Here is an 18,441-nt window from a genome sequence, read left to right as displayed (position 1 = left end):
ACGCCCCTTTCCTAAAACCGGCTAGCCAGCAACCGCTTCGTATACTCATGCGCCGGCCTCTCCAAGACATCCGCCACGGTGCCTGTCTCGACGATTTCGCCTTTTCGCATGACGATCATTTCATCCGCCGCATCTGCGACAACATCCAGGTCATGTGTAATGATCAGCACCGTAGTCCCGCTTTCATTCAACAGACGGAGCCATTTCAGAAATTCCTTCTGTACGACTTTATCGAGCGCTGACGTCGGTTCATCTGCGATGAGCAAGGCTGGTTCGACGTATAGGGCACATGCAATCATGCACCGTTGCAGCATCCCGCCTGATAATTCGAACGGATATCGGTCTAATATGTCCGCGGACAAGCTCAGCTTCCCGAGAATTTCCTTCATTTTCTTACGGAAGGCTTCGTGATCATCGCCAATCCTCCCCGCGGAGAATGCATACAGTTGCCGATCCATCCTCACACTCGGATTGAAGCTGTTTGAAGCGTCCTGAAAGATTGTGAAGAATTCCTTTTTCCGCAAAGCCGCCATCTCTTCATCCGTCGCTTTCAACAAGTTCATGCCCATAAACCTTATTTCGCCGGAAGCTAGCGCGCCAGCAGGCAGTATCCTGAGCAATGCCGCAACCGTCATGCTTTTCCCGCTGCCGCTTTCGCCGATCATCGCCGTCACTTTGCCTTTCGGAATGAAAAACGAGCTGCCTTTCACGACAGTCGCTCCATTGATGTCAATCGATAGATCTCTTGCCTCAAGCATGGAAACGCCTCCTCCCGGGATCCTTCAACGCTTCGCCGATAAAGTTTATGGAAAGGATCGTCAAAAAGATGAGCAATCCAGGAAATATGCCGATCCACCATGCACCGATCAACAGATCGTTTTGGGCATTGTACAGCATATTTCCCCACGACGGAACGGAAGGAGGGATGCCGATTCCAAGGAAGCTGAGGGACACTTCAATGAAAACCGCCCCCGCTAAATTGAAGATTGTCACGACGAACAGCGGCGGCAGACTATTGCGCAACAGATGGCCGGTAAGGATTTTCCAGATAGGCGTCCTGAACATCCTTGCCATCTTCACATATTCAGTGTCCTTCAGTCGGATGAATTCCGAGCGGACAATCCGCGCGGTCGTAAACCACCCGGTGACACCAATGATGAACGTCATCCCCCACATGCCGCCTTGCATGATCGCCTGGAATGCCAAGACGAAAATGAGGGAAGGGATTGAAATAAGGGCTTCCAGTATCCGCATCATGACGCTGTCCGGCCATCCGCCGACATACCCGCTGATGCCCCCATAGATGACACCAATGACAAATGACAAGGCGACAGACAAGAAAGCAACTGCCAACGTCACTTTTCCGCCTTGCAATAAACGCGAATAGACATCCCGGCCAAGATGGTCCGTTCCTAACAGATGCCCATCTCCAGGCGGCGTATAAACAGCGTCCAGATCCATTTCATTCACGGGCTGTGTTGCCAAAATATCCGAAAACAATGTCAAGGCGAGGATCAGGCCGGGAACCGAGCACCAGAAAACCAGTTTCTTCCTCGATTTCATCCGACCAACTCCTTTTTCCGGAGCTTCGGATCTAGCATAAACATCAGCACGTCAATGACAAACAAGCTGACGACGACAATCAAGCCCGTCAGCATGATGCCTCCCATGAGCAACGGATAGTCCTTCGCCATGACGGATTTCACGAGCATCTGGCCAAGGCCCGCCCAGGAAAACAAAGCTTCCACAATGACAGAACCGCCGAAAAACGAAGGGACGGTCACCCCGAGGTAATTCAAATAAGGGATGAAGGCATTGCGCAACACGCCCCTCCTGATTTCCCGCTCTTCCACACCGTTCGCCCTCGCCGCCATCACGTAATAGCTTCCGATTTCGGCTTTGACGCTTTCCTGAAGGAAACGCGCATACAGGCCGACATGCGTCAGCACAACGACTGATGCAGGCATGACGAGGTGTTTCATTTTATCGACAAAACCGCCGTCCCCGCCAAGGCTTCTCGTTCCGGATGACGGCAAGACACCAAGCGTGACAGCGAATAGATAAATGAATAAAATTCCGAGCCAAAACGCCGGGATGGAAGAGGAGGCGATGCTGAAAGTCGATAAGCCCCTATCGAGCAACGACCCTGGTTTCATGCCCGCCGCCATCCCGAGCCAGATGGACCCGATGATAATAAAAAACATCGAAGCACCGAATAATAGCAGCGTATTTGGCAGCCGTTCCCCGAGAATCAAAGCGACAGGACGGCCCTCCTTAGCGGACATGCCGAGATTCCCTTGCACCGTCTCTTTAAGCCACGCCCCATATTGGATGATCAGCGGTCGATCCAGCGCAAAAGCCTTGCTGATCCGTTCTTTTTCAGCGGCGGTCAACGTTTGGGCATTACCTCCGTAATACGCTGCTGCGGAGCTTCCCGGCCCTGCATGCATAATGAAAAAAGAGAGGAAGCTCACGATGAAGAGGACAAGAATCCCCAACATCATGCGCTTCCCAATCCATTTAACGGTCATTCCACTTCCACTCCTCGACGTTCCAAAGGAAACCGGAGCCGTGGTGGCCAAGCGTTCGTTCCTTCACGCCTTCGATATTTCCGTGAATGCCATAGACCGCATTGACATAAGCGATAAATGCGAATGCCGGATCGTTCGCCAATTCTTCCTGGAAGGCCATATAGCTTGCTTTCCGTTCCTGCTCGTCCATTGATAAACGTCCTTTTTCAAGCAACGCATCCACTTTTGCATTCGAGTAGCTTCCAAAATTATAACCGGATCCCGTCAAACTCGATTCCGCTGAATGGAACAAGATGTACGTATGGTGATCCGCGTCATACGGGCTGCCCCACCCGATCATGAACGCATCCGTATCTTCAATCGTGATAGCGCTCCAGTCAAGCGCCGCCATGTCGACATCCGCACCGATCGACTTATAGCCTTCAGCGACATAGTTCGCCATATTGACACGGACCGCGTCGGACGCAGGTGCTGTGATCGTGAAGCTCAGCTTCTGGCCGTCCTTATAACGGAAGCCGTCGTCCGATTTCTCCCAGCCTGCTTCGTCCAGCAATACTTCGGCATGTGCAATGTCATACGTGTACTTTTCAATGTTTTCATTATGATAGGCGTGCTTCTGAAGCGGCGAATAAGCTTCTTCCCCGAAGCCTTTCAAAATGCCTTTCACAATTTGCGCCCGATCGATGGCATAGCTGAATGCTTGCCGCACCCGTACATCTTGCCAAAGATCATTTTGCATATTGAAAAGGATCCCACGGTAATCCGCAGTATCGATATCGTATATTTTCACATGATCGCGCTTCTCCAATTCACCGACTTGCACCGGATCGAGCAGGGCGATATCGACTTCACCCGAAGCGAGTTGCAATGCCCGCACATTGCTGTCGGGAATGAATTTGAAAATGACTTTCTCGATCGATGGCTTCACACCATGGAAATGCTCATACGCTTTCAACGTCAAGCTGTTTCCGCGGTCCCATCGGTCGAACTGATATGGCCCAGCACCGATCGGATGCGTATTGAACTCCGCCGTACGCATTTCCACGCCTTCAAATGCATGCTTCGGCAAAATCGGCAATGTGAGCTTATCCAAAATCGGCGTGAAAGGACGCTTCAGCTTCAATTCGAATTCATAGTCACCGATTTTTTTCAATGACTCTACTTCAATGAAATCAGATTTCAGGAACGAAGCATTCTTGTCATCTAACACACTTTCAATCGTAAAGATGACATCCTCTGCAGTGAGCGGTTCACCGTCGTGGAACCGGATGTCCTCCCGCAGCTTGAATGTATACGTTAATTTATCATCAGACATGTTGAACGACTCTGCGATGTCGGCTTTCGGTTCGTTGTTTTCATCAAAACGGAAAAGGCCGCGGAAAAGAAGAGCGTCCACGTTCGTTTCCTCGAGGATTGGATTCAACCCATCGAACTCGGACTCCGAGGCGTAGATGAGGTTGTTACTATTTTCTTTCGCGACAGGCGCCGCTTTTTTTCCACATCCCGCTAAGGCGATGAGCAGAAGCATCCCGATAAAAACTATCAATAATTTTCGTTTTTCCATAGTTTCCCCCGAATATTATATGAGCGCAGACAGCTCGGAAAAGACGCGTTTCATTTCCTGCTGCAGCCTCCATTGATTGACTCCGAGAAAGCGGCAATGCACTGCATTTCCCGCAAGTCTTGTTACACCAGCCCTTAATCCGTCACCGACTTTCAACGCTTCTTGAATCGCCCGTAGATCGATATCATCTGCCTTTTCCGAAACAAGCCAAATGGAGCCGACATACAATGCCTCTTCAAGTAAACCAAGTCCATTAAGATGTAAATCCTTAGGAACGAAACGAAGGCTGTCGAATGCGAGCAGCTCCCCTTCGACATAGATTTTCATCATTGATTTCAATGAAGAGAAATCGAATACTTCTCCACGCATCTCCCTGCCGGGTGCGATGATTTCACCCCAAAGCAATGTTGCGCCTTTTGCCAGACGGATCGTCGTTTCCATCTGGAACTTGGAATCCGCGAATGGGATGATCACTTCCGGCATCCATTCGAGACGCGCCTCTTCTTCAACTTCCACGTCAATCTGCTGCACGCAAGTTTCACCTGTATGCGACCGGTATACTTTCAATGCCGATTGCTGAATGATCCGCGCTTTGCTTCCCGGCAACAGGCGGATTGAGATATCATTGCGGTCGCCTGCCACCATTCCGCCCGATGATTCCATCACAAAGACCGTTGCTGTAGGGTCCGTGCCCTCATACAGCTCTCGGCTCGCCTTCAAAGGAGGCTGCTGGAATACATGCGGCATCCGGGTATAGCCTCGTCTCGGCTCAAACACCATATCCAGCTTTCCATTATGGTGCCTCCGGGTCAATTTACTCACCACTTGCTGTCCCTGCACCTTCTAGGAGCATATTCCGTTTGATCCAATTGACGATCTGATCGACATTTTTCCGTGTCCGAACATCCGCCAAGACGTAAGGACGACCGTCCCTCATCTTCTTCACGTCGCTCTCGTACTGTTCAAGATCGACGCCGACATGCGGTGCAAGGTCCGTTTTATTGACCAATAACAGATCGGATCTTGTTAACGCCGGCCCGCCTTTTCTCGGTATATCCTGTCCTTCCGCAACGTCGATCACGTAGATATACCCATCTACAAGCTCAGGGCTGAATGTTGCCGACAGGTTGTCCCCACCGCTCTCGACGAAAACGATATCGAGATCTTTGAACCGTTCCTTCAAATCATCGATGGCCGCGAAGTTCATAGAAGCGTCTTCACGGATTGCCGTATGCGGGCATCCGCCAGTCTCCACTCCAAGAATCCTATTTTCATCCAACACACCGTGCTTCATGAGGTATTGAGCATCCTCGCGAGTATAGATGTCATTTGTAATAACTGCAACGTTATAATCTTCATGCATCGCGCGTGTCAATGCGTCGACGAGCGATGTCTTGCCCGAACCGACGGGACCCCCGATGCCGATACGTACTGGTTTCATATATAGAAACGCCTCCTGTCATGAAATGAATAATCTTGAATATAAATACTCGTGCTTCATCGATGCAAGCTCGATGCCAAGCGCATTATTGCTAATATCCGCTTCTGTCAAACCGGCGACAATTCCGGCAGCTGCAACGACTTCTTCCGATAGTTGATGGACTGCCTGCACACCTGTATTTTGCCCGAACGGCACTGCACGTACGGCGTTTGTAACAAGTCCATTCACCGTTGCGAATAAATACGAAAGGACTGCATAATGCGCATCTATTTCGTTGACTGCGCAATAAATACCGTAAAGGATCGCATAATGGCCCTTGATTCCATTCGCACCGATCCGGTTTTTCCACTCGTCGAAGAAAGCATTCTCAACGAGCGGTGAAACCGTACGGATGAACTGCCTGCCCAAGTTGACGCTAGCATCCCGGGATTCCTTCGCAAGCTTGATAGCCCCGCAAAGGTTTTCCAAATGCAGAAGCCGGTCGGTATCCCGATCCTTTGCAGCCTTATGCGCCTCCTGAATGAGGATCGCATCGCCATAGACGAGATTCTGATGAAGGAATGTCGTACAAAATGCAATCAGGTCTTCCTTCGTCCGGATTGTATCTTCCTGGATATATGTTTCCATCCCATATGATTGCGTGTAGGAACCGATCGGGAATGCCGAGTCGTGGATTTGAAGCAGTCGTAGAAACTGAATATTAGTGGGAATGGCCACGGTATTTGAAAGGTTGTTTAAATCTGCGTTCTGTCGTTTCATAGTCCACACCCACCTCATCCAATAATGGCGCCAGCGTGTGATCTGCACGGACGACAATTTCATCTTTTTCAATTAACGCAGGCGTATGGCGGTTGCCAAGCTCGAATGCGGCTTTGCCCATCTCGACCATATCCTTCGGGCGGATGACGATGACCGGTTCCATTTTTGTCCGGATCACGATGGCGCGATTGTCATCTTCGAACAGAAGATCTCCGTATTTCAATGGCTCTTCTTGGTCGATGCGCAATGCGACATCCGCGCCTTCTGTCGTTTCCGTCCGCAAGATCCGCTTGCTTAATTCTTCCCATTCCAGTTCGAGCCACTCAATGCGTTTTCCTGGAATTTCTTCTGTATCGCCGATATTGCCTATGATTTTTTCAATTAGCATCTTGCATTCTCCTTCTTTGCAAAGACTCCGGTTTCATTAGAATAAAAAATACCTTTGAGCCATAGGGAGTACGTCGACCGGCTCGCATGTTGCGAGTTCTCCGTCGATTTTCACTTCATATGTCTCCGGATCGACGTCGATGTCCGGCATTTCGCTATTATGCTTCATATCCGCCTTCGATACGTTGCGGCAATTTTGCACCGTTCCGATCATCTTCTTCAGTCCAAGCTGTTCCGGAAGGCCTTCTTCCACCGCAATCTTCGGCAGGAATGTCATCGCGGCATTTTGCGGACCTTGTCCGTGGTAGCCGTACATTCTGCGGCCCATCATCGGTTGTGGTGTCGGAATGGAAGCATTCGGATCACCCGTCATCGCGTATACAGCGATACCGCCTTTAATGACGACTTGCGCTTTGACACCGAAAAATGCCGGATCCCATAAAACGATATCCGCCAATTTCCCTTCTTCAATAGATCCGATTTCATGCGAAATCCCTTGGGCAATTGCAGGGTTAATCGTATATTTTGAGATATAACGCTTGACGCGGTAATTATCATTGTCTTTCCCTTCGTCTTGCGGGAGCGGACCGCGCTGCTTCTTCATCTTATCCGCCGTCTGCCACGTCCGGATTGCCACTTCCCCGACCCGGCCCATCGCCTGGGAATCTGAAGACATGATGCTCAAAATTCCCATGTCCTGCATAATATCTTCAGCCGCAATCGTCTCAGGACGAATACGCGAATCCGCGAAAGCGATGTCTTCCGGCGAATCGCGTTTCAAATGGTGGCACACCATCAGCATGTCCATATGCTCATCAATCGTATTGACCGTGAACGGTTTCGTCGGGTTCGTCGACGCCGGCAATACATTCGGCAATGACGCCATTTTCAACTGGTCCGGCGCGTGTCCCCCACCCGCTCCCTCTGTATGGAAGACGTGGATGACGCGCCCATTGATCGCATTGATCGTATCCTCGACGAATCCTGCCTCATTCAACGTATCGGAGTGCAAAGCGATCTGGATGTCATACTCATCCGCCACTTTCAAGCTCTGGTCCAATGCATGTGGAGTCGCTCCCCAGTCCTCATGGATTTTCATGCCAATTGCGCCTGCACGGATTTGCTCAACGAGCGGCTCAGGAAAAGCGGCGCTTCCCTTCCCGAAGATGCCGATATTCAACGGAATGTCCTCAATTTGCTGAAGCATCCGATGCAAATGCCATTTCCCCGGAGTCACCGTCGTCGCAGTCGAACCTGCCGCAGGGCCTGTCCCTCCGCCGATGAATGTCGTCGTTCCGGCATTCAACGCCACATCTACCTGCTGCGGACTGATGAGGTGGATATGCGTGTCAATTGCACCTGCTGTCGCAATCAAACCTTCACCACCATATACTTCTGTACCGACACCGATGATCATGCCCTGATCGACACCGTCCATCGTATTCGGATTCCCCGCCTTGCCGATGCCCGCGATCCTACCGTTCTTGATTCCGATATCCGCCTTTACGATCCCTGTATGATCAATGATCGTCGCATTCGTAATGACTGTATCCAATACGCCATCTTCTGACGTCTTTTCGCCGTTCTGCCCCATCGATACCCGAAGGGACTTCCCGCCTCCAAAAATACCCTCGTCACCGTACGTCGTGTAATCCTTTTCAATTTCAATCCATAAATCGGTATCCGCTAAACGGACCTTGTCGCCCACAGTCGGGCCGAACATCCTTGCGTACTGCTCATGTGTAATTCTCACTTAACTGTCAGCTCCTTTAAATCCGCCATCCGATGCCTTCTCGACAATCTCTTCCTTTTTGTGAGTGGAACCTTCCGTCAAATTATTTAATCCGAACACATGGCGCCTTCCGCCAAACTCGACGAGCTCCACTTCCTTCTCCTCGCCCGGCTCAAAACGCACCGCCGTCCCGGAAGGAATGTTTAAATGCATTCCAACAGAGTCTTCGCGATCGAATTCAAGAAACTTATTCACTTCGATGAAATGGAAATGAGACCCGACTTGAATCGGACGGTCACCTGTATTCGCAACCTTCACCGTCTTCGTATCACGTCCCACATTGATTTCGATCCATCCTTCAGCCGTTTTGATTTCTCCTGGTTTCAAACGAAAAACCCCCTCTATTATTGAATTGGGTGATGCACCGTAACGAGTTTCGTCCCATCCGGGAACGTGCACTCAATCTGTACATCCTTCACCATATCTTCGACGCCTTCCATCACATCGTCGACTGTTAGTACTTGCTTTCCTTCACTCATCAGCTGCCCGACAGACTTCCCTTCACGCGCGCCCTCCATAATAAAATGGCAAAGAAGAGCGACGGCTTCAGGGTAATTCAACTTGATACCCCGCTCCTTCCGTTTTAACGCAAGCTCTCCTGCCACATGCAACATTAACTTTTCCTGTTCAACTGGTGATAACTTCAACGAAAAACACCCCCGACTTTTTAATCAGACATTTTAGACAACTATAGACAGTATTCTACTTTGTCCACTACTTCTATTCAATTTTTTCGATTTCTTATATTTGCAAGAACATGCAAGGTTGGACGATGACGTCCGGTTGATTGGGACCTGGCAAAACGCAGGCAATTTGAGGGAATTGAGGGATTACAACGATTCCATTATAAGACAACCGAAATTCCTTGGCAACTTTAACGGAAACCGGAAGTTTTTTCTAGGAAATCGCGTCGTTTAGGGCGTTAAAGCCATACGGCGGCCCGCGTAGCAAACCTGTATGGGTGGCCTTGATAAGTTATGCGCAATTTCAGTGAGGGTATGATCAAATTTGGGTGAGTTATGAGCAACTTTCGTGGGGTTATGAGCAAATTTTGGTGAGTTATGCGCGACTTTTCTTCCGCAATGATCATTTTAGGACTTTTGACATACGGAGAATCCCGTTAGTTTGTCAAAGGCATTCGGCGCGACATCGAATCACCGAGGAAAATTATATACTTCCACGGCAAGAAAAAAGCCGCCCTGATTAAATCAGGACGACCCCACCGGCACCTTCACCGCATCCGACCGCTTCATCACTTCTTCATCATGCAAGTGGCAAGCGACGAAATGCCCTTCTTCCTTTTCAAGCCATTTCGGCTTCAACTCGCCGCACACCGGCATCGCGTACGGACAGCGTGTCCGGAAAACGCAGCCGGATGGCGGATTGATCGGGCTCGGGAGCTCCCCTTGTAAAAGAATCCGTTCACGCGACTCTTCAATATCGGGATCCGGAATCGGAATCGCCGACAACAGCGCCTCCGTATATGGATGCAAAGGCTTGTCATAGAGCTGCGCGCTCGTCGTGAGCTCCACCATATGCCCCAAATACATGACGCCGATCCGGCTCGAAATATATTTGACCATCGACAAATCATGCGCGATGAACAAATACGTCAAGCCCTTCTCCCGCTGCAACCGCTGAAGCAGCTTGACGACTTGCGCCTGCACGGACACATCGAGCGCGGAAATCGGCTCGTCCGCAATGATGAACTCCGGATCGAGCGCGAGCGACCGGGCGATGCCGATCCGCTGCCGTTGACCTCCGGAAAACTCATGGGGATAGCGGTTCGCATGATCACGGTTCAAGCCCACGTCCTCGAGCAATTCATTCACACGCGCCCGCATTTCCGCCTGCGTCTTATACATGCCGTGAATCTGCATCGGCTCGGCGATGATTTCATAGACAGTCGAACGGGGATTCAATGAAGCGTACGGATCCTGGAAGATCATTTGCATCTTTTTCAGGAAGCGCTGCCGTTCGTTATCGGTCATCGTATGGACGCTACGACCTTCGTACAATACCTCGCCGTCGGTTTTATTGTACAGACCCAAAATCGTCCGTCCCGCGGTCGATTTGCCGCAGCCCGATTCGCCAACTAACCCGAACGTCTCCCCTCTTAAAATGTCAAAGCTGATCCCGTCGACTGCCTTCAGCGTCAACCCTTTGCCCACATCGAAATGGCGCTTCAAATCCTTAACGGACAAAATTACATCTCCAGCCATTCAATTTCCCCCTTCATCGTTGCCATAACGGCGGACTGCGCACAACTCCCGCTCCAGCTTCGAGCCCTCAAGCTTCAATAGTTCGATGGATTGCCCCGTCGAAGGCGAATGCAGGAGCAACCCGTTTCCGTAATAAAACCCGACGTGCCGGACATTGCCTTTCCCTTCGTCATTCGCAAAGAATAACAGATCCCCCTTTTCCCATCGCTCCGGCTTATCCATCGGCACTTCCTCGCCGCTTTTCGCCTGGTCGCTGGCATCTCGCGGAATGAAATGCCCGCAAGCTTTCAGCATATTGTACGTGAAGCCCGAGCAATCGAAGCCGTATGACGACATGCCGCCCCAGAAATACGGAAGATCCAAATAAGCGAGCCCCTCTTCGACAGCCGCCGTTGCTTTCCGCTTTTTGAATTGATGGACGGATGGCGCACGTACAATATCCGATTTCAACACCAATGCTTCCCCATCAGGCGTTTCCACATGGAAGTGATCGTCGCTTTCATCAGTCAGCGGCAAGATTGTATTGAACGGCACGATCATGAGCGGCGTCCCGTCCGGATTCCATAATTGCGATTTCGCGACCGCTACTCTGACGAATCCACCCGCTTCCGTCAACGGGGACGCCTTTTTCAATTGACGCACTGGCACCCACCCAGGATACCCTCGTTCATCCTTCTTCGACGGCTGCCATACTGCAATGACCCTCGCCCAATCACCCGCGATTTCATCGACGATGACCGGCTCGCCGTACAACAACTGCGTCTGCACCCGATTGGCGTTGCATAGATCCAGCCTCTCTTCATAGGCAAGCCTCTCAAGCCATTTATTCAAATGAAGCGGATTGGAAACTCCGTCCGCATCCAAGTCACGTGCGGATTCCGGCGAAGTCCAGACTGTCGCAACCGGCACCGTACACGCATACATATTCACTGTCAACTCCGTCAATGTTCTTCCTCCTTCCCGATCCGTCCCATTCCTTCCTGATCTAATCCGAGCCCCGGCCATTTAGGCAGCTGGATGACCCTGCCGTCATAAGTGATACCGCCAGCGACAATATCCTCCGCCAACATAAGCGGCGCATCGAAATCGAATCTTGTAATGTTCGGCTGGCTTGCCGCCAAATGGGCTGCCGCCGTAATGCCGAGCTTCGTCTCAATCATGCTGCCGACCATGCATTCAACGCCATACGTTTCGGCCAATGCATTGATTTTCAACGCCTCATGGATCCCTCCAGATTTCATGAGCTTGATGTTAATCAAATCCGCTGCACGCATCTCCAACACACGGAGCGCATCTTTCGCGGAAAACACGCTTTCATCCGCCATGATCGGCGTCAGTGTATGCTTCGTTACGTACCGAAGTCCTTCAATATCATCCGCAGCAACTGGTTGTTCAATCAATTCGATATCCAGCCCGGCGTCCTCCATCTTTCCAATCGCGAAAACTGCCTCTTTCGGCTTCCATCCTTGGTTCGCATCCAACCGGATTTTCGGACCAGCACCGACCCTTTCCCGGATCGCCATGATACGTTCGATATCCTCGCCAATCTCCCCGATACCGACTTTCACTTTCAGAACGTTAAAGCCGTCAGCAATATAACGTTCTGCATCATCTGCCATTTCTGCCGCATCATTGACACTCACCGTGAAGTCGGTTTCGATTTTATCCCGGAATCCACCAAGCAGTTGATAGAGAGGCAATCCCGCCAGCTGGCCAAGCAAATCATGGATGGCCATATCGACGGCAGCCTTCGCACTTGTATTGCGGACGATCGACCGTTTCAACAAACGGAAGACCTCCTCGCGATTCCGTAAATCCTTCCCTATCAAAAGGGGCGCGATCACCTCTTCAATCGCGTATGTAATGCTGCCGAGGGAGTCGCCTGTGATGACGTGGGTCGGGGGTGCTTCCCCCCAACCGATCTGTCCGTCAACACTAGTGATTTTCACGTAGATTGCATATGCTGTCGTCACTGTCCGGAGTGCCGTTTTGAACGGCTTCGTCAGTGGAACGGCGACAGGAATTGTTTCGATTGATTGGATTCGCATCACTCCACCCCCGGCAAAATCGTCAAAGTTTTTTGATCTGCGTCCAGCTTCGCATCGGCTCCTAGCGGAATCGCGAAATGCGGCTCGCAGTGGCCTATCTTGAAGCCCTCCACAACCGGTTTCTCCAAGCCGCCCAAATAATGTCGGAACACTTCATCCAACGATAAGGTCTTCTGTTGCTTCTTCGGCTCAACGTCAGAGAAATCCCCGATGACGATGCCCGCCGCGTCTGCAAGTTTCCCTGCCATGCGCAGCTGATTCAACATTCCATCGACCCGATACGGCTCTTCGCCGACATCTTCGATGAACAGCAGCTTGCCCTTCGTATCGATTTCGAATTTAGTCCCGATCGTATCCGCAAGGAGTGATAAGTTGCCTCCGACGAGTTCGCCTTGCGCGCTGCCCCCGGCAATCGCCGTCAGTGGTGAAATATCCTCCGTATAATGCAGTTCCATCGGTTCGAATAGTTGATGAAACATTTTTGCGGAAAGTTTGTGGAACGTGTCTTTCCCGACGCACGATGCGAGCATCGGACCATGGAAGGTGACGAGATTCGAGTAAAGACCCATGGCAGTATGAAGGAATGTGATGTCGCTGAATCCCCAGAACACTTTCGGATTTTCCCGGATCAGCTGCAAATCGAGCCGATCGGTGTAGCGTGCAGAACCGTAACCGCCGCCCGCGCAAATGATGCCGCTGATGGACGGGTCTGCGAACATGTCCTCCAAGTCCTGCAGCCGTTCATCATCCGTCCCCGCCAAATAGCCATTGACATTTTTCACATATTGTCCGAATTTCCATTTCAGGCCAAGCTGTTCCAGAAAAGCGAGGGAACGCTCCAGGTTTTCTTGATTCGGCGGGCTCGACGGCGCAACGATGCCGATCGTATCCCCCCGTTGAAGCCTTTTCGGTCGTATTCTCATTCTCCTGCCACCTCTTTCAATCAAAATTGGAAAGTCGCGGCGCCATGACGGACACCGCGACTTGTGCATTAGTTCTTATCTGCGTATTTCAAGTCGACGTAGCCGACAGGGTGGCGCAGAATCCCGGAAACGCCTTCTTTTTCAAGTGATGTCGAGTTGTAGAAGTATAATGGGAATACAGGCATTTCATCCATTAGAAGCTTATCTGCTTGCTTCAGCAATTCCCAACGTTTGTTTTCGTCTGTTTCATTTTTAATGTCCGCAATGAGCTTATCGTATTCCGCGTTCGACCATGTTGTACGGTTCATGGAAGAGCCAGTGATGAAGCTTTCAAGCGCGTTCACAGGGTCTGCATAGTCATGCAAGAAAGAGGAACGGGACATTTGGTATTTGAACTCTTTTTGCTCCGAAGCGAATACTGCGCTTTCCACGTTTTGTAGCTCTGTGTCAACACCGAGTACTTCTTTAAATTTGGATTGAAGTGCGATTGCAATGTTCTGATGCGATTCGCTAGTTGAATAGGTGATCGTCACTTTCGGCAGCTCCGAATAGCCTTCCTCTTTCATTCCTTCTTCCAAAAGTTGTTTCGCTTTTTCCGGATCGAAGGAAACAAGGTCGCCTACAGTTTCACGGAATTCTTTGCCGTCCGGCCCGATGAAGCCGTATGTGACGAAGCCGTGTGCCGGCTTCTCGCCATTTTTCGTTACAAAATTAACGATTTCCTCTTGATCGACCGCAAATGCGAATGCTTGGCGGATCTTTTTATTCGTGAATGGTTCCATAGAAGTGTTGAGGCGGTAGAAGTACAAGCCCGCTTGATCATCAACGCGCAATTCCGGGCTATCCTTCAATTGATCCGCGATTTCTGACGGTACGCCAGTCACATCCAATTCATTGGCTTGATACATTTGATAGGCTGTCGTAGTGTCGTTAACCATTGCCCAGTGGACTTTATCCAACTTGACTGCAGCCGCATCCCAATAATGTTCGTTCTTTTCAAATTCAAAACTTACATCATGATCCCATTTGCTCAGTTTGAATGGACCGTTCCCTACGAATGTTGCGGCTTCCGTATGCCAAGTTGGATCAGCAGACGCCACTTTTTCGTTGATTGGGAAGAAGCTTGGATTTGTAACGATGTTCAAGAATGCTTCGTTCGGCGAAGTCAATTTGACGACGAACGTTTTTTCGTCCTTCGCTTCGATAGCGATGTCATCAGGGGAACCTTCTCCATTGTTGTACGCTTCCGCCCCTTCGATGAAGTATGCAAGGAACGCTGCAGGTGATGCTGTTTCCGGATTCAACATATGCTTCCAGGCGAATACGAAATCGCCCGCTACTACCGGATCGCCATTCGACCATTTTGCATTTTCGCGGATTGTGAATGTATACGTCAATCCATCTTCGGAAGTATCGATTTTTTCAGCTGTCGCCTCGACCGCTTTATGGTCCTTATCAAGGCGTGTCAGACCTTCCATGATATTGTTAAGCGCGCTCCAAGATACTGAGTCGAATCCGATGGACGGATCGAACGATGTTGGCTCATTCCCATTGTTCATGAGGAGGATCTTCTCTCCGGAAGCCGTTTCATCTGTCTTGCCTTCTTCTTTTCCTTCATCCTTCGGCGTATTGTCGGCCGGTTTCTCCGGCTCTTTGCCCGCGTCTTTGTTTGCGGTACATGCCGCAAGAACTAGCGCAAGCATTGCCACCATCAAAAATGTTAACCATTTCTTCATTCCAAAAGCCCCCTTTGTTTATATATGACTTGCTAAGCACTTTCGTGCGAAAAACCTTAGTTGTGGTCGAACAATTTTTTCGCCCGTTCATCCTGCAGCCAGCAATCGACGGCGTGTGTATTGGATAAGCCGGTCGTCGCCGGATAGATTCGATCGCATACTTCCATCGCGAACGGACACCGGGCTGTGAAAGGACAACCGATCGGCGGTGCGAATAAATCCGGTGGCGTCCCTTCAATCGGTTGAAGCTCTTCCTCCTTCAGATCCAGCCTTGGAACGGAAGCGAGCAGCCCTTTCGTATAAGGGTGCTGCGGTGTGTAGAACACTTCACGCTTATCGCCGATTTCAATGACTTTTCCCGCGTACATGACCGCTATCCGATCCGCTATTTTCGCTACGACCCCCAAATCGTGCGTGATAAGAATGATCGAAACACCGGTCCGTTCCTGAATTTCCTCGAACAACTCAAGAATCTGCGCTTGGATTGTGACGTCGAGTGCAGTCGTCGGCTCATCCGCAATGAGCAGTTCAGGCTCGCAGATCAAGGCGATTGCAATGACAATCCGCTGCCTCATCCCACCGGAAAACTGATGGGGATATTGCTTCATCCGTTCTTCCGGATTCGGGATGCCGACCACCTCCAGCAAATTGATCGCTTTTTGGCGAGCCTCGGCTTTACTCACTTTTTGGTGGGTACGCAACCCTTCCGTCAACTGCTCGCCGATTTTGAGTGTCGGATTCAAGGCGGTCATCGGGTCTTGGAAGATCATCGAAATGTCGACCCCTTGCACTTTCCTCATTTCGGATTTATCAAGCTTCGTCAAATCCTTTCCCTTAAACAGGACACTTCCATTTTTAATGCGCCCCGCCGGTTTCGGAATGAGACCCATGATCGTATTCGCGGTGACGCTCTTCCCGCAACCCGACTCTCCGACAATCGCGAGTGTTTCCCCTTTGTACAGATCGAACGAAACGCCGCGGAGCGCCTGCACTTCCCCACCGAACGTCTTGAATGACACATGCAAATCCTGGACGGAAAGCATGACTTCCGTAAACGTTTTTTTGCGCTTGCGCAATCGTTTGGGTTCCGGCGCAACCGCTGTTCCGCCTTGGCCATTATCGATCGGTGCAAATTTTCTCTCTCTCAAATCCTTCACCCCCTCAGTTTCGGATCAAGTGCATCTTGCATACCGTCTCCGAGGACGTTAAATGCAAACATTGTCATTGAAATGAAGAACGCAGGGAAGAATAATCTCCACCAATGCCCTGACAGGATGACAGGCAATGCGTCATTCGCCATGACCCCCCAGCTCGCTACAGGCGCTTGGATTCCTAACCCGATGAAGCTTAGGAACGCTTCCGCGAAGATGGCACTCGGCACGGTCAATGTCATTTGAACAATGATTGGACCCATTGTATTCGGCAGCAAGTTTTTCCGTATGATCCTAGGTGTTTTCGCTCCGAATGATTTCGATGCAGTTACAAATTCATAGTTCTTGATTTGAAGCACTTGCCCCCTGACAATCCGGGCCATTCCGACCCATCCGGTGATCGTCAGCGCGACGATGATTGTCGTCAAACTTGGACCCATGATAACCATTAAAAGAATAACGACTAGCAAATGCGGAAGCCCATATAGGATCTCGATGATCCTCATCATGACGGTGTCTGTCCTGCCGCCCTTATAGCCGCTGATTCCGCCGTAGATGATGCCGATGAAGAAATCGATCAATGCAGCGGCAACACCGACGAATAATGAGACGCGGGCACCGTGCCAAGTTCTCGTGAAGACGTCCCATCCTTTGTCATCCGTTCCGAACCAATGTTTCGAAGACGGCGGCAAGTTCTGGTTTGCATATTGGGTCGTTTCTATATTATGCGGTGATAGAATCGGAGCGAAGATTGCAAACAGCGTCAGTATAATTAAGAATACCAGTCCGCCCATCGCCAATTTGTTCTTCCGCAATCTGCGCCAAGCATCTTTCCAATAGGAGAGCGACGGGCGTACGACCGATTCCGCTTTTTCCGCATCTTTCCCTTTCGGCTTGAACCATTCATCCGGGACTTGCACATTTTGCTGATGACTTACCATCACGCATCACCTTCCTTTCGGTGAAGTTTAATGCGCGGATCAAGGAATCCATAGACAATATCGACTAAAAACAACATGAAAACGAGGAATGCGCTATAGAATACGGTCGAGCCCATGATGACCGGGTAATCCCGGTTGTTGATGCTCTCGACGAAATATTTCCCCATGCCCGGTATCGCAAAAATCTTTTCTATGACGAAGGTTCCCGTCAAAATCCCCGCTAGCATCGTCCCCATAATTGTCACAATCGGCATGAGCGCATTGCGCAGCGCGTGCCGTAGGACAATTCGCATCGGGGACAACCCTTTCGCCCTCGCCATTTTCATATAATCCTGCGTCAGCACTTCCAACATGCTCGACCGCGTCAGACGCGCGATGATCGCTGTCGGACCCGTCGCAAGCGCCAATGTCGGCAAAATCATATGGAGTGGACTGCTCCACGTAGCGGGCGGAAGGAGATTCCAGTTGACCGCCACCTGCTGGATTAAAACGGTCGCCAATACGAAGTTCGGGACGGATATCCCGACAACCGCGAACGCCATCGCTGCATAATCGATAATGCCGTTATGTCGCAAGGCGGCAAATGTCCCTAATGTAATCCCCGATATGACGGCGACGAGGATCGTCACCATTCCGAGCTCGAAGGATATCGGGAACCCCCTGGCAAGCAATTTATTCACCGTTTCATTCGGCTTTTTAATGGATGGTCCGAAGTCAAACGTCGCAATTGATTTCAAATAATATACGTATTGCACATGTGTCGGTTGATCGAGCTTATAGAATTTCTCCAGATTTGCCTGGATCGTCGGATTCGATGTCCGCTCTTCATCGAAAGGCGAGCCTGGTATTGAGTGCATTAAGAAAAATGTCAGTGTCGCGATGATGAGGATTGTCGCAATCATCATGAAGAATCGTTTTACTATGTAAATTGCCATGCGCCACTCCC

Annotated in this window: 19 protein-coding genes; all 19 read right to left on the bottom strand. The window is 50.5% G+C overall.

Features of this window, described 5'->3' with window-relative positions; genetic code table 11:
* Positions 1-11 precede the first annotated feature (11 nt).
* Positions 12-758: an ATP-binding cassette domain-containing protein gene (locus ACFPTP_RS00880; RefSeq protein WP_381441478.1), complete on the bottom strand. Its 747-nt coding sequence runs from the start codon at positions 756-758 to the stop codon at positions 12-14.
* The gene (locus tag ACFPTP_RS00875; RefSeq protein WP_381441476.1) at positions 751-1,563 is read right to left on the bottom strand and encodes an ABC transporter permease; all 813 of its coding nucleotides are present in this window, start codon (positions 1,561-1,563) and stop codon (positions 751-753) included. The genes ACFPTP_RS00880 and ACFPTP_RS00875 overlap by 8 nt, the downstream gene beginning before the upstream one ends.
* Positions 1,560-2,531, bottom strand: coding sequence for an ABC transporter permease (locus ACFPTP_RS00870; protein ID WP_381441475.1), 972 nt, complete (start codon positions 2,529-2,531; stop codon positions 1,560-1,562). The genes ACFPTP_RS00875 and ACFPTP_RS00870 overlap by 4 nt, the downstream gene beginning before the upstream one ends.
* Positions 2,521-4,095 carry an ABC transporter substrate-binding protein gene (locus ACFPTP_RS00865; RefSeq protein ID WP_381441473.1) on the bottom strand — a complete coding sequence of 525 codons (1,575 nt, stop codon included), beginning with the start codon at positions 4,093-4,095 and terminating at the stop codon, positions 2,521-2,523. Before ACFPTP_RS00865 ends, ACFPTP_RS00870 begins: the two co-directional genes overlap by 11 nt.
* A gap of 15 nt (positions 4,096-4,110) precedes the next feature.
* Positions 4,111-4,917 (bottom strand): urease accessory protein UreD, encoded by an 807-nt coding sequence (locus ACFPTP_RS00860; protein WP_381441472.1) that lies wholly within the window; start codon positions 4,915-4,917, stop codon positions 4,111-4,113.
* The gene (gene ureG / locus ACFPTP_RS00855) at positions 4,910-5,536 is read right to left on the bottom strand and encodes an urease accessory protein UreG (protein WP_381441471.1); all 627 of its coding nucleotides are present in this window, start codon (positions 5,534-5,536) and stop codon (positions 4,910-4,912) included. Before ureG ends, ACFPTP_RS00860 begins: the two co-directional genes overlap by 8 nt.
* A gap of 18 nt (positions 5,537-5,554) precedes the next feature.
* Positions 5,555-6,295: an urease accessory protein UreF gene (locus ACFPTP_RS00850; protein ID WP_381441469.1), complete on the bottom strand. Its 741-nt coding sequence runs from the start codon at positions 6,293-6,295 to the stop codon at positions 5,555-5,557.
* Positions 6,237-6,683: an urease accessory protein UreE gene (locus ACFPTP_RS00845; protein WP_381441467.1), complete on the bottom strand. Its 447-nt coding sequence runs from the start codon at positions 6,681-6,683 to the stop codon at positions 6,237-6,239. Before ACFPTP_RS00845 ends, ACFPTP_RS00850 begins: the two co-directional genes overlap by 59 nt.
* A 36-nt stretch (positions 6,684-6,719) precedes the next feature.
* Positions 6,720-8,435 (bottom strand): urease subunit alpha, encoded by a 1,716-nt coding sequence (gene ureC, locus ACFPTP_RS00840; RefSeq protein ID WP_381441466.1) that lies wholly within the window; start codon positions 8,433-8,435, stop codon positions 6,720-6,722.
* Positions 8,436-8,801, bottom strand: a complete 366-nt coding sequence (gene ureB, locus ACFPTP_RS00835) for an urease subunit beta (RefSeq protein WP_381441464.1) — start codon at positions 8,799-8,801, stop codon at positions 8,436-8,438.
* A gap of 17 nt (positions 8,802-8,818) precedes the next feature.
* On the bottom strand, positions 8,819-9,121 hold the full coding sequence (ureA, locus tag ACFPTP_RS00830; RefSeq protein WP_381441463.1) for an urease subunit gamma: 303 nt from the start codon (positions 9,119-9,121) through the stop codon (positions 8,819-8,821).
* 561 nt (positions 9,122-9,682) lie between these two features.
* On the bottom strand, positions 9,683-10,696 hold the full coding sequence (locus tag ACFPTP_RS00825) for an ABC transporter ATP-binding protein (protein WP_381441461.1): 1,014 nt from the start codon (positions 10,694-10,696) through the stop codon (positions 9,683-9,685).
* Positions 10,697-11,641, bottom strand: coding sequence for a C40 family peptidase (locus ACFPTP_RS00820; protein ID WP_381441460.1), 945 nt, complete (start codon positions 11,639-11,641; stop codon positions 10,697-10,699). It lies immediately after the preceding gene.
* Positions 11,638-12,744: a mandelate racemase/muconate lactonizing enzyme family protein gene (locus tag ACFPTP_RS00815; RefSeq protein ID WP_381441458.1), complete on the bottom strand. Its 1,107-nt coding sequence runs from the start codon at positions 12,742-12,744 to the stop codon at positions 11,638-11,640. Before ACFPTP_RS00815 ends, ACFPTP_RS00820 begins: the two co-directional genes overlap by 4 nt.
* Positions 12,744-13,667 (bottom strand): S66 peptidase family protein, encoded by a 924-nt coding sequence (locus tag ACFPTP_RS00810; protein ID WP_381441457.1) that lies wholly within the window; start codon positions 13,665-13,667, stop codon positions 12,744-12,746. The genes ACFPTP_RS00815 and ACFPTP_RS00810 overlap by 1 nt, the downstream gene beginning before the upstream one ends.
* Before the next feature lie 68 nt (positions 13,668-13,735).
* Positions 13,736-15,403, bottom strand: a complete 1,668-nt coding sequence (locus tag ACFPTP_RS00805) for a peptide ABC transporter substrate-binding protein (RefSeq protein ID WP_381441455.1) — start codon at positions 15,401-15,403, stop codon at positions 13,736-13,738.
* Positions 15,404-15,459: 56 nt separating this feature from the next.
* Positions 15,460-16,446 (bottom strand): ABC transporter ATP-binding protein, encoded by a 987-nt coding sequence (locus ACFPTP_RS00800; RefSeq protein ID WP_381441911.1) that lies wholly within the window; start codon positions 16,444-16,446, stop codon positions 15,460-15,462.
* Between the two features lie 110 nt (positions 16,447-16,556).
* Positions 16,557-17,495 carry an ABC transporter permease gene (locus ACFPTP_RS00795; RefSeq protein ID WP_381441909.1) on the bottom strand — a complete coding sequence of 313 codons (939 nt, stop codon included), beginning with the start codon at positions 17,493-17,495 and terminating at the stop codon, positions 16,557-16,559.
* A complete protein-coding gene (locus tag ACFPTP_RS00790; protein ID WP_381441454.1) occupies positions 17,495-18,430 on the bottom strand; it encodes an ABC transporter permease in 936 nt (311 codons plus the stop codon). Before ACFPTP_RS00790 ends, ACFPTP_RS00795 begins: the two co-directional genes overlap by 1 nt.
* Between the last annotated feature and the right edge of the window lie 11 nt (positions 18,431-18,441).

This window comes from Sporosarcina koreensis, from assembly GCF_042655825.1.
In the GTDB taxonomy this organism is placed as follows: Bacteria; Bacillota; Bacilli; order Bacillales_A; family Planococcaceae; genus Sporosarcina; species Sporosarcina koreensis.
Note: the sequence above shows the minus strand (reverse complement) of the source record. Positions and strands in the feature narration are given on the sequence as shown.

Excerpts from the sequence above, each read along its gene's own strand:
- ACFPTP_RS00880 (WP_381441478.1), bottom strand. The coding sequence starts at position 758 with ATGCTTGAGGCAAGAGATCTATCGATTGACATCAATGGAGCGACTGTC.
- ACFPTP_RS00875 (WP_381441476.1), bottom strand. The coding sequence starts at position 1,563 with ATGAAATCGAGGAAGAAACTGGTTTTCTGGTGCTCGGTTCCCGGCCTG.
- ACFPTP_RS00870 (WP_381441475.1), bottom strand. The coding sequence starts at position 2,531 with ATGACCGTTAAATGGATTGGGAAGCGCATGATGTTGGGGATTCTTGTC.
- ACFPTP_RS00865 (WP_381441473.1), bottom strand. The coding sequence starts at position 4,095 with ATGGAAAAACGAAAATTATTGATAGTTTTTATCGGGATGCTTCTGCTC.
- ureG (WP_381441471.1), bottom strand. The coding sequence starts at position 5,536 with ATGAAACCAGTACGTATCGGCATCGGGGGTCCCGTCGGTTCGGGCAAG.
- ACFPTP_RS00850 (WP_381441469.1), bottom strand. The coding sequence starts at position 6,295 with ATGAAACGACAGAACGCAGATTTAAACAACCTTTCAAATACCGTGGCC.
- ACFPTP_RS00845 (WP_381441467.1), bottom strand. The coding sequence starts at position 6,683 with ATGCTAATTGAAAAAATCATAGGCAATATCGGCGATACAGAAGAAATT.
- ACFPTP_RS00825 (WP_381441461.1), bottom strand. The coding sequence starts at position 10,696 with ATGGCTGGAGATGTAATTTTGTCCGTTAAGGATTTGAAGCGCCATTTC.
- ACFPTP_RS00815 (WP_381441458.1), bottom strand. The coding sequence starts at position 12,744 with ATGCGAATCCAATCAATCGAAACAATTCCTGTCGCCGTTCCACTGACG.
- ACFPTP_RS00810 (WP_381441457.1), bottom strand. The coding sequence starts at position 13,667 with ATGAGAATACGACCGAAAAGGCTTCAACGGGGGGATACGATCGGCATC.
- ACFPTP_RS00805 (WP_381441455.1), bottom strand. The coding sequence starts at position 15,403 with ATGAAGAAATGGTTAACATTTTTGATGGTGGCAATGCTTGCGCTAGTT.
- ACFPTP_RS00800 (WP_381441911.1), bottom strand. The coding sequence starts at position 16,446 with ATGCTTTCCGTCCAGGATTTGCATGTGTCATTCAAGACGTTCGGTGGG.
- ACFPTP_RS00795 (WP_381441909.1), bottom strand. The coding sequence starts at position 17,495 with ATGGTAAGTCATCAGCAAAATGTGCAAGTCCCGGATGAATGGTTCAAG.
- ACFPTP_RS00790 (WP_381441454.1), bottom strand. The coding sequence starts at position 18,430 with ATGGCAATTTACATAGTAAAACGATTCTTCATGATGATTGCGACAATC.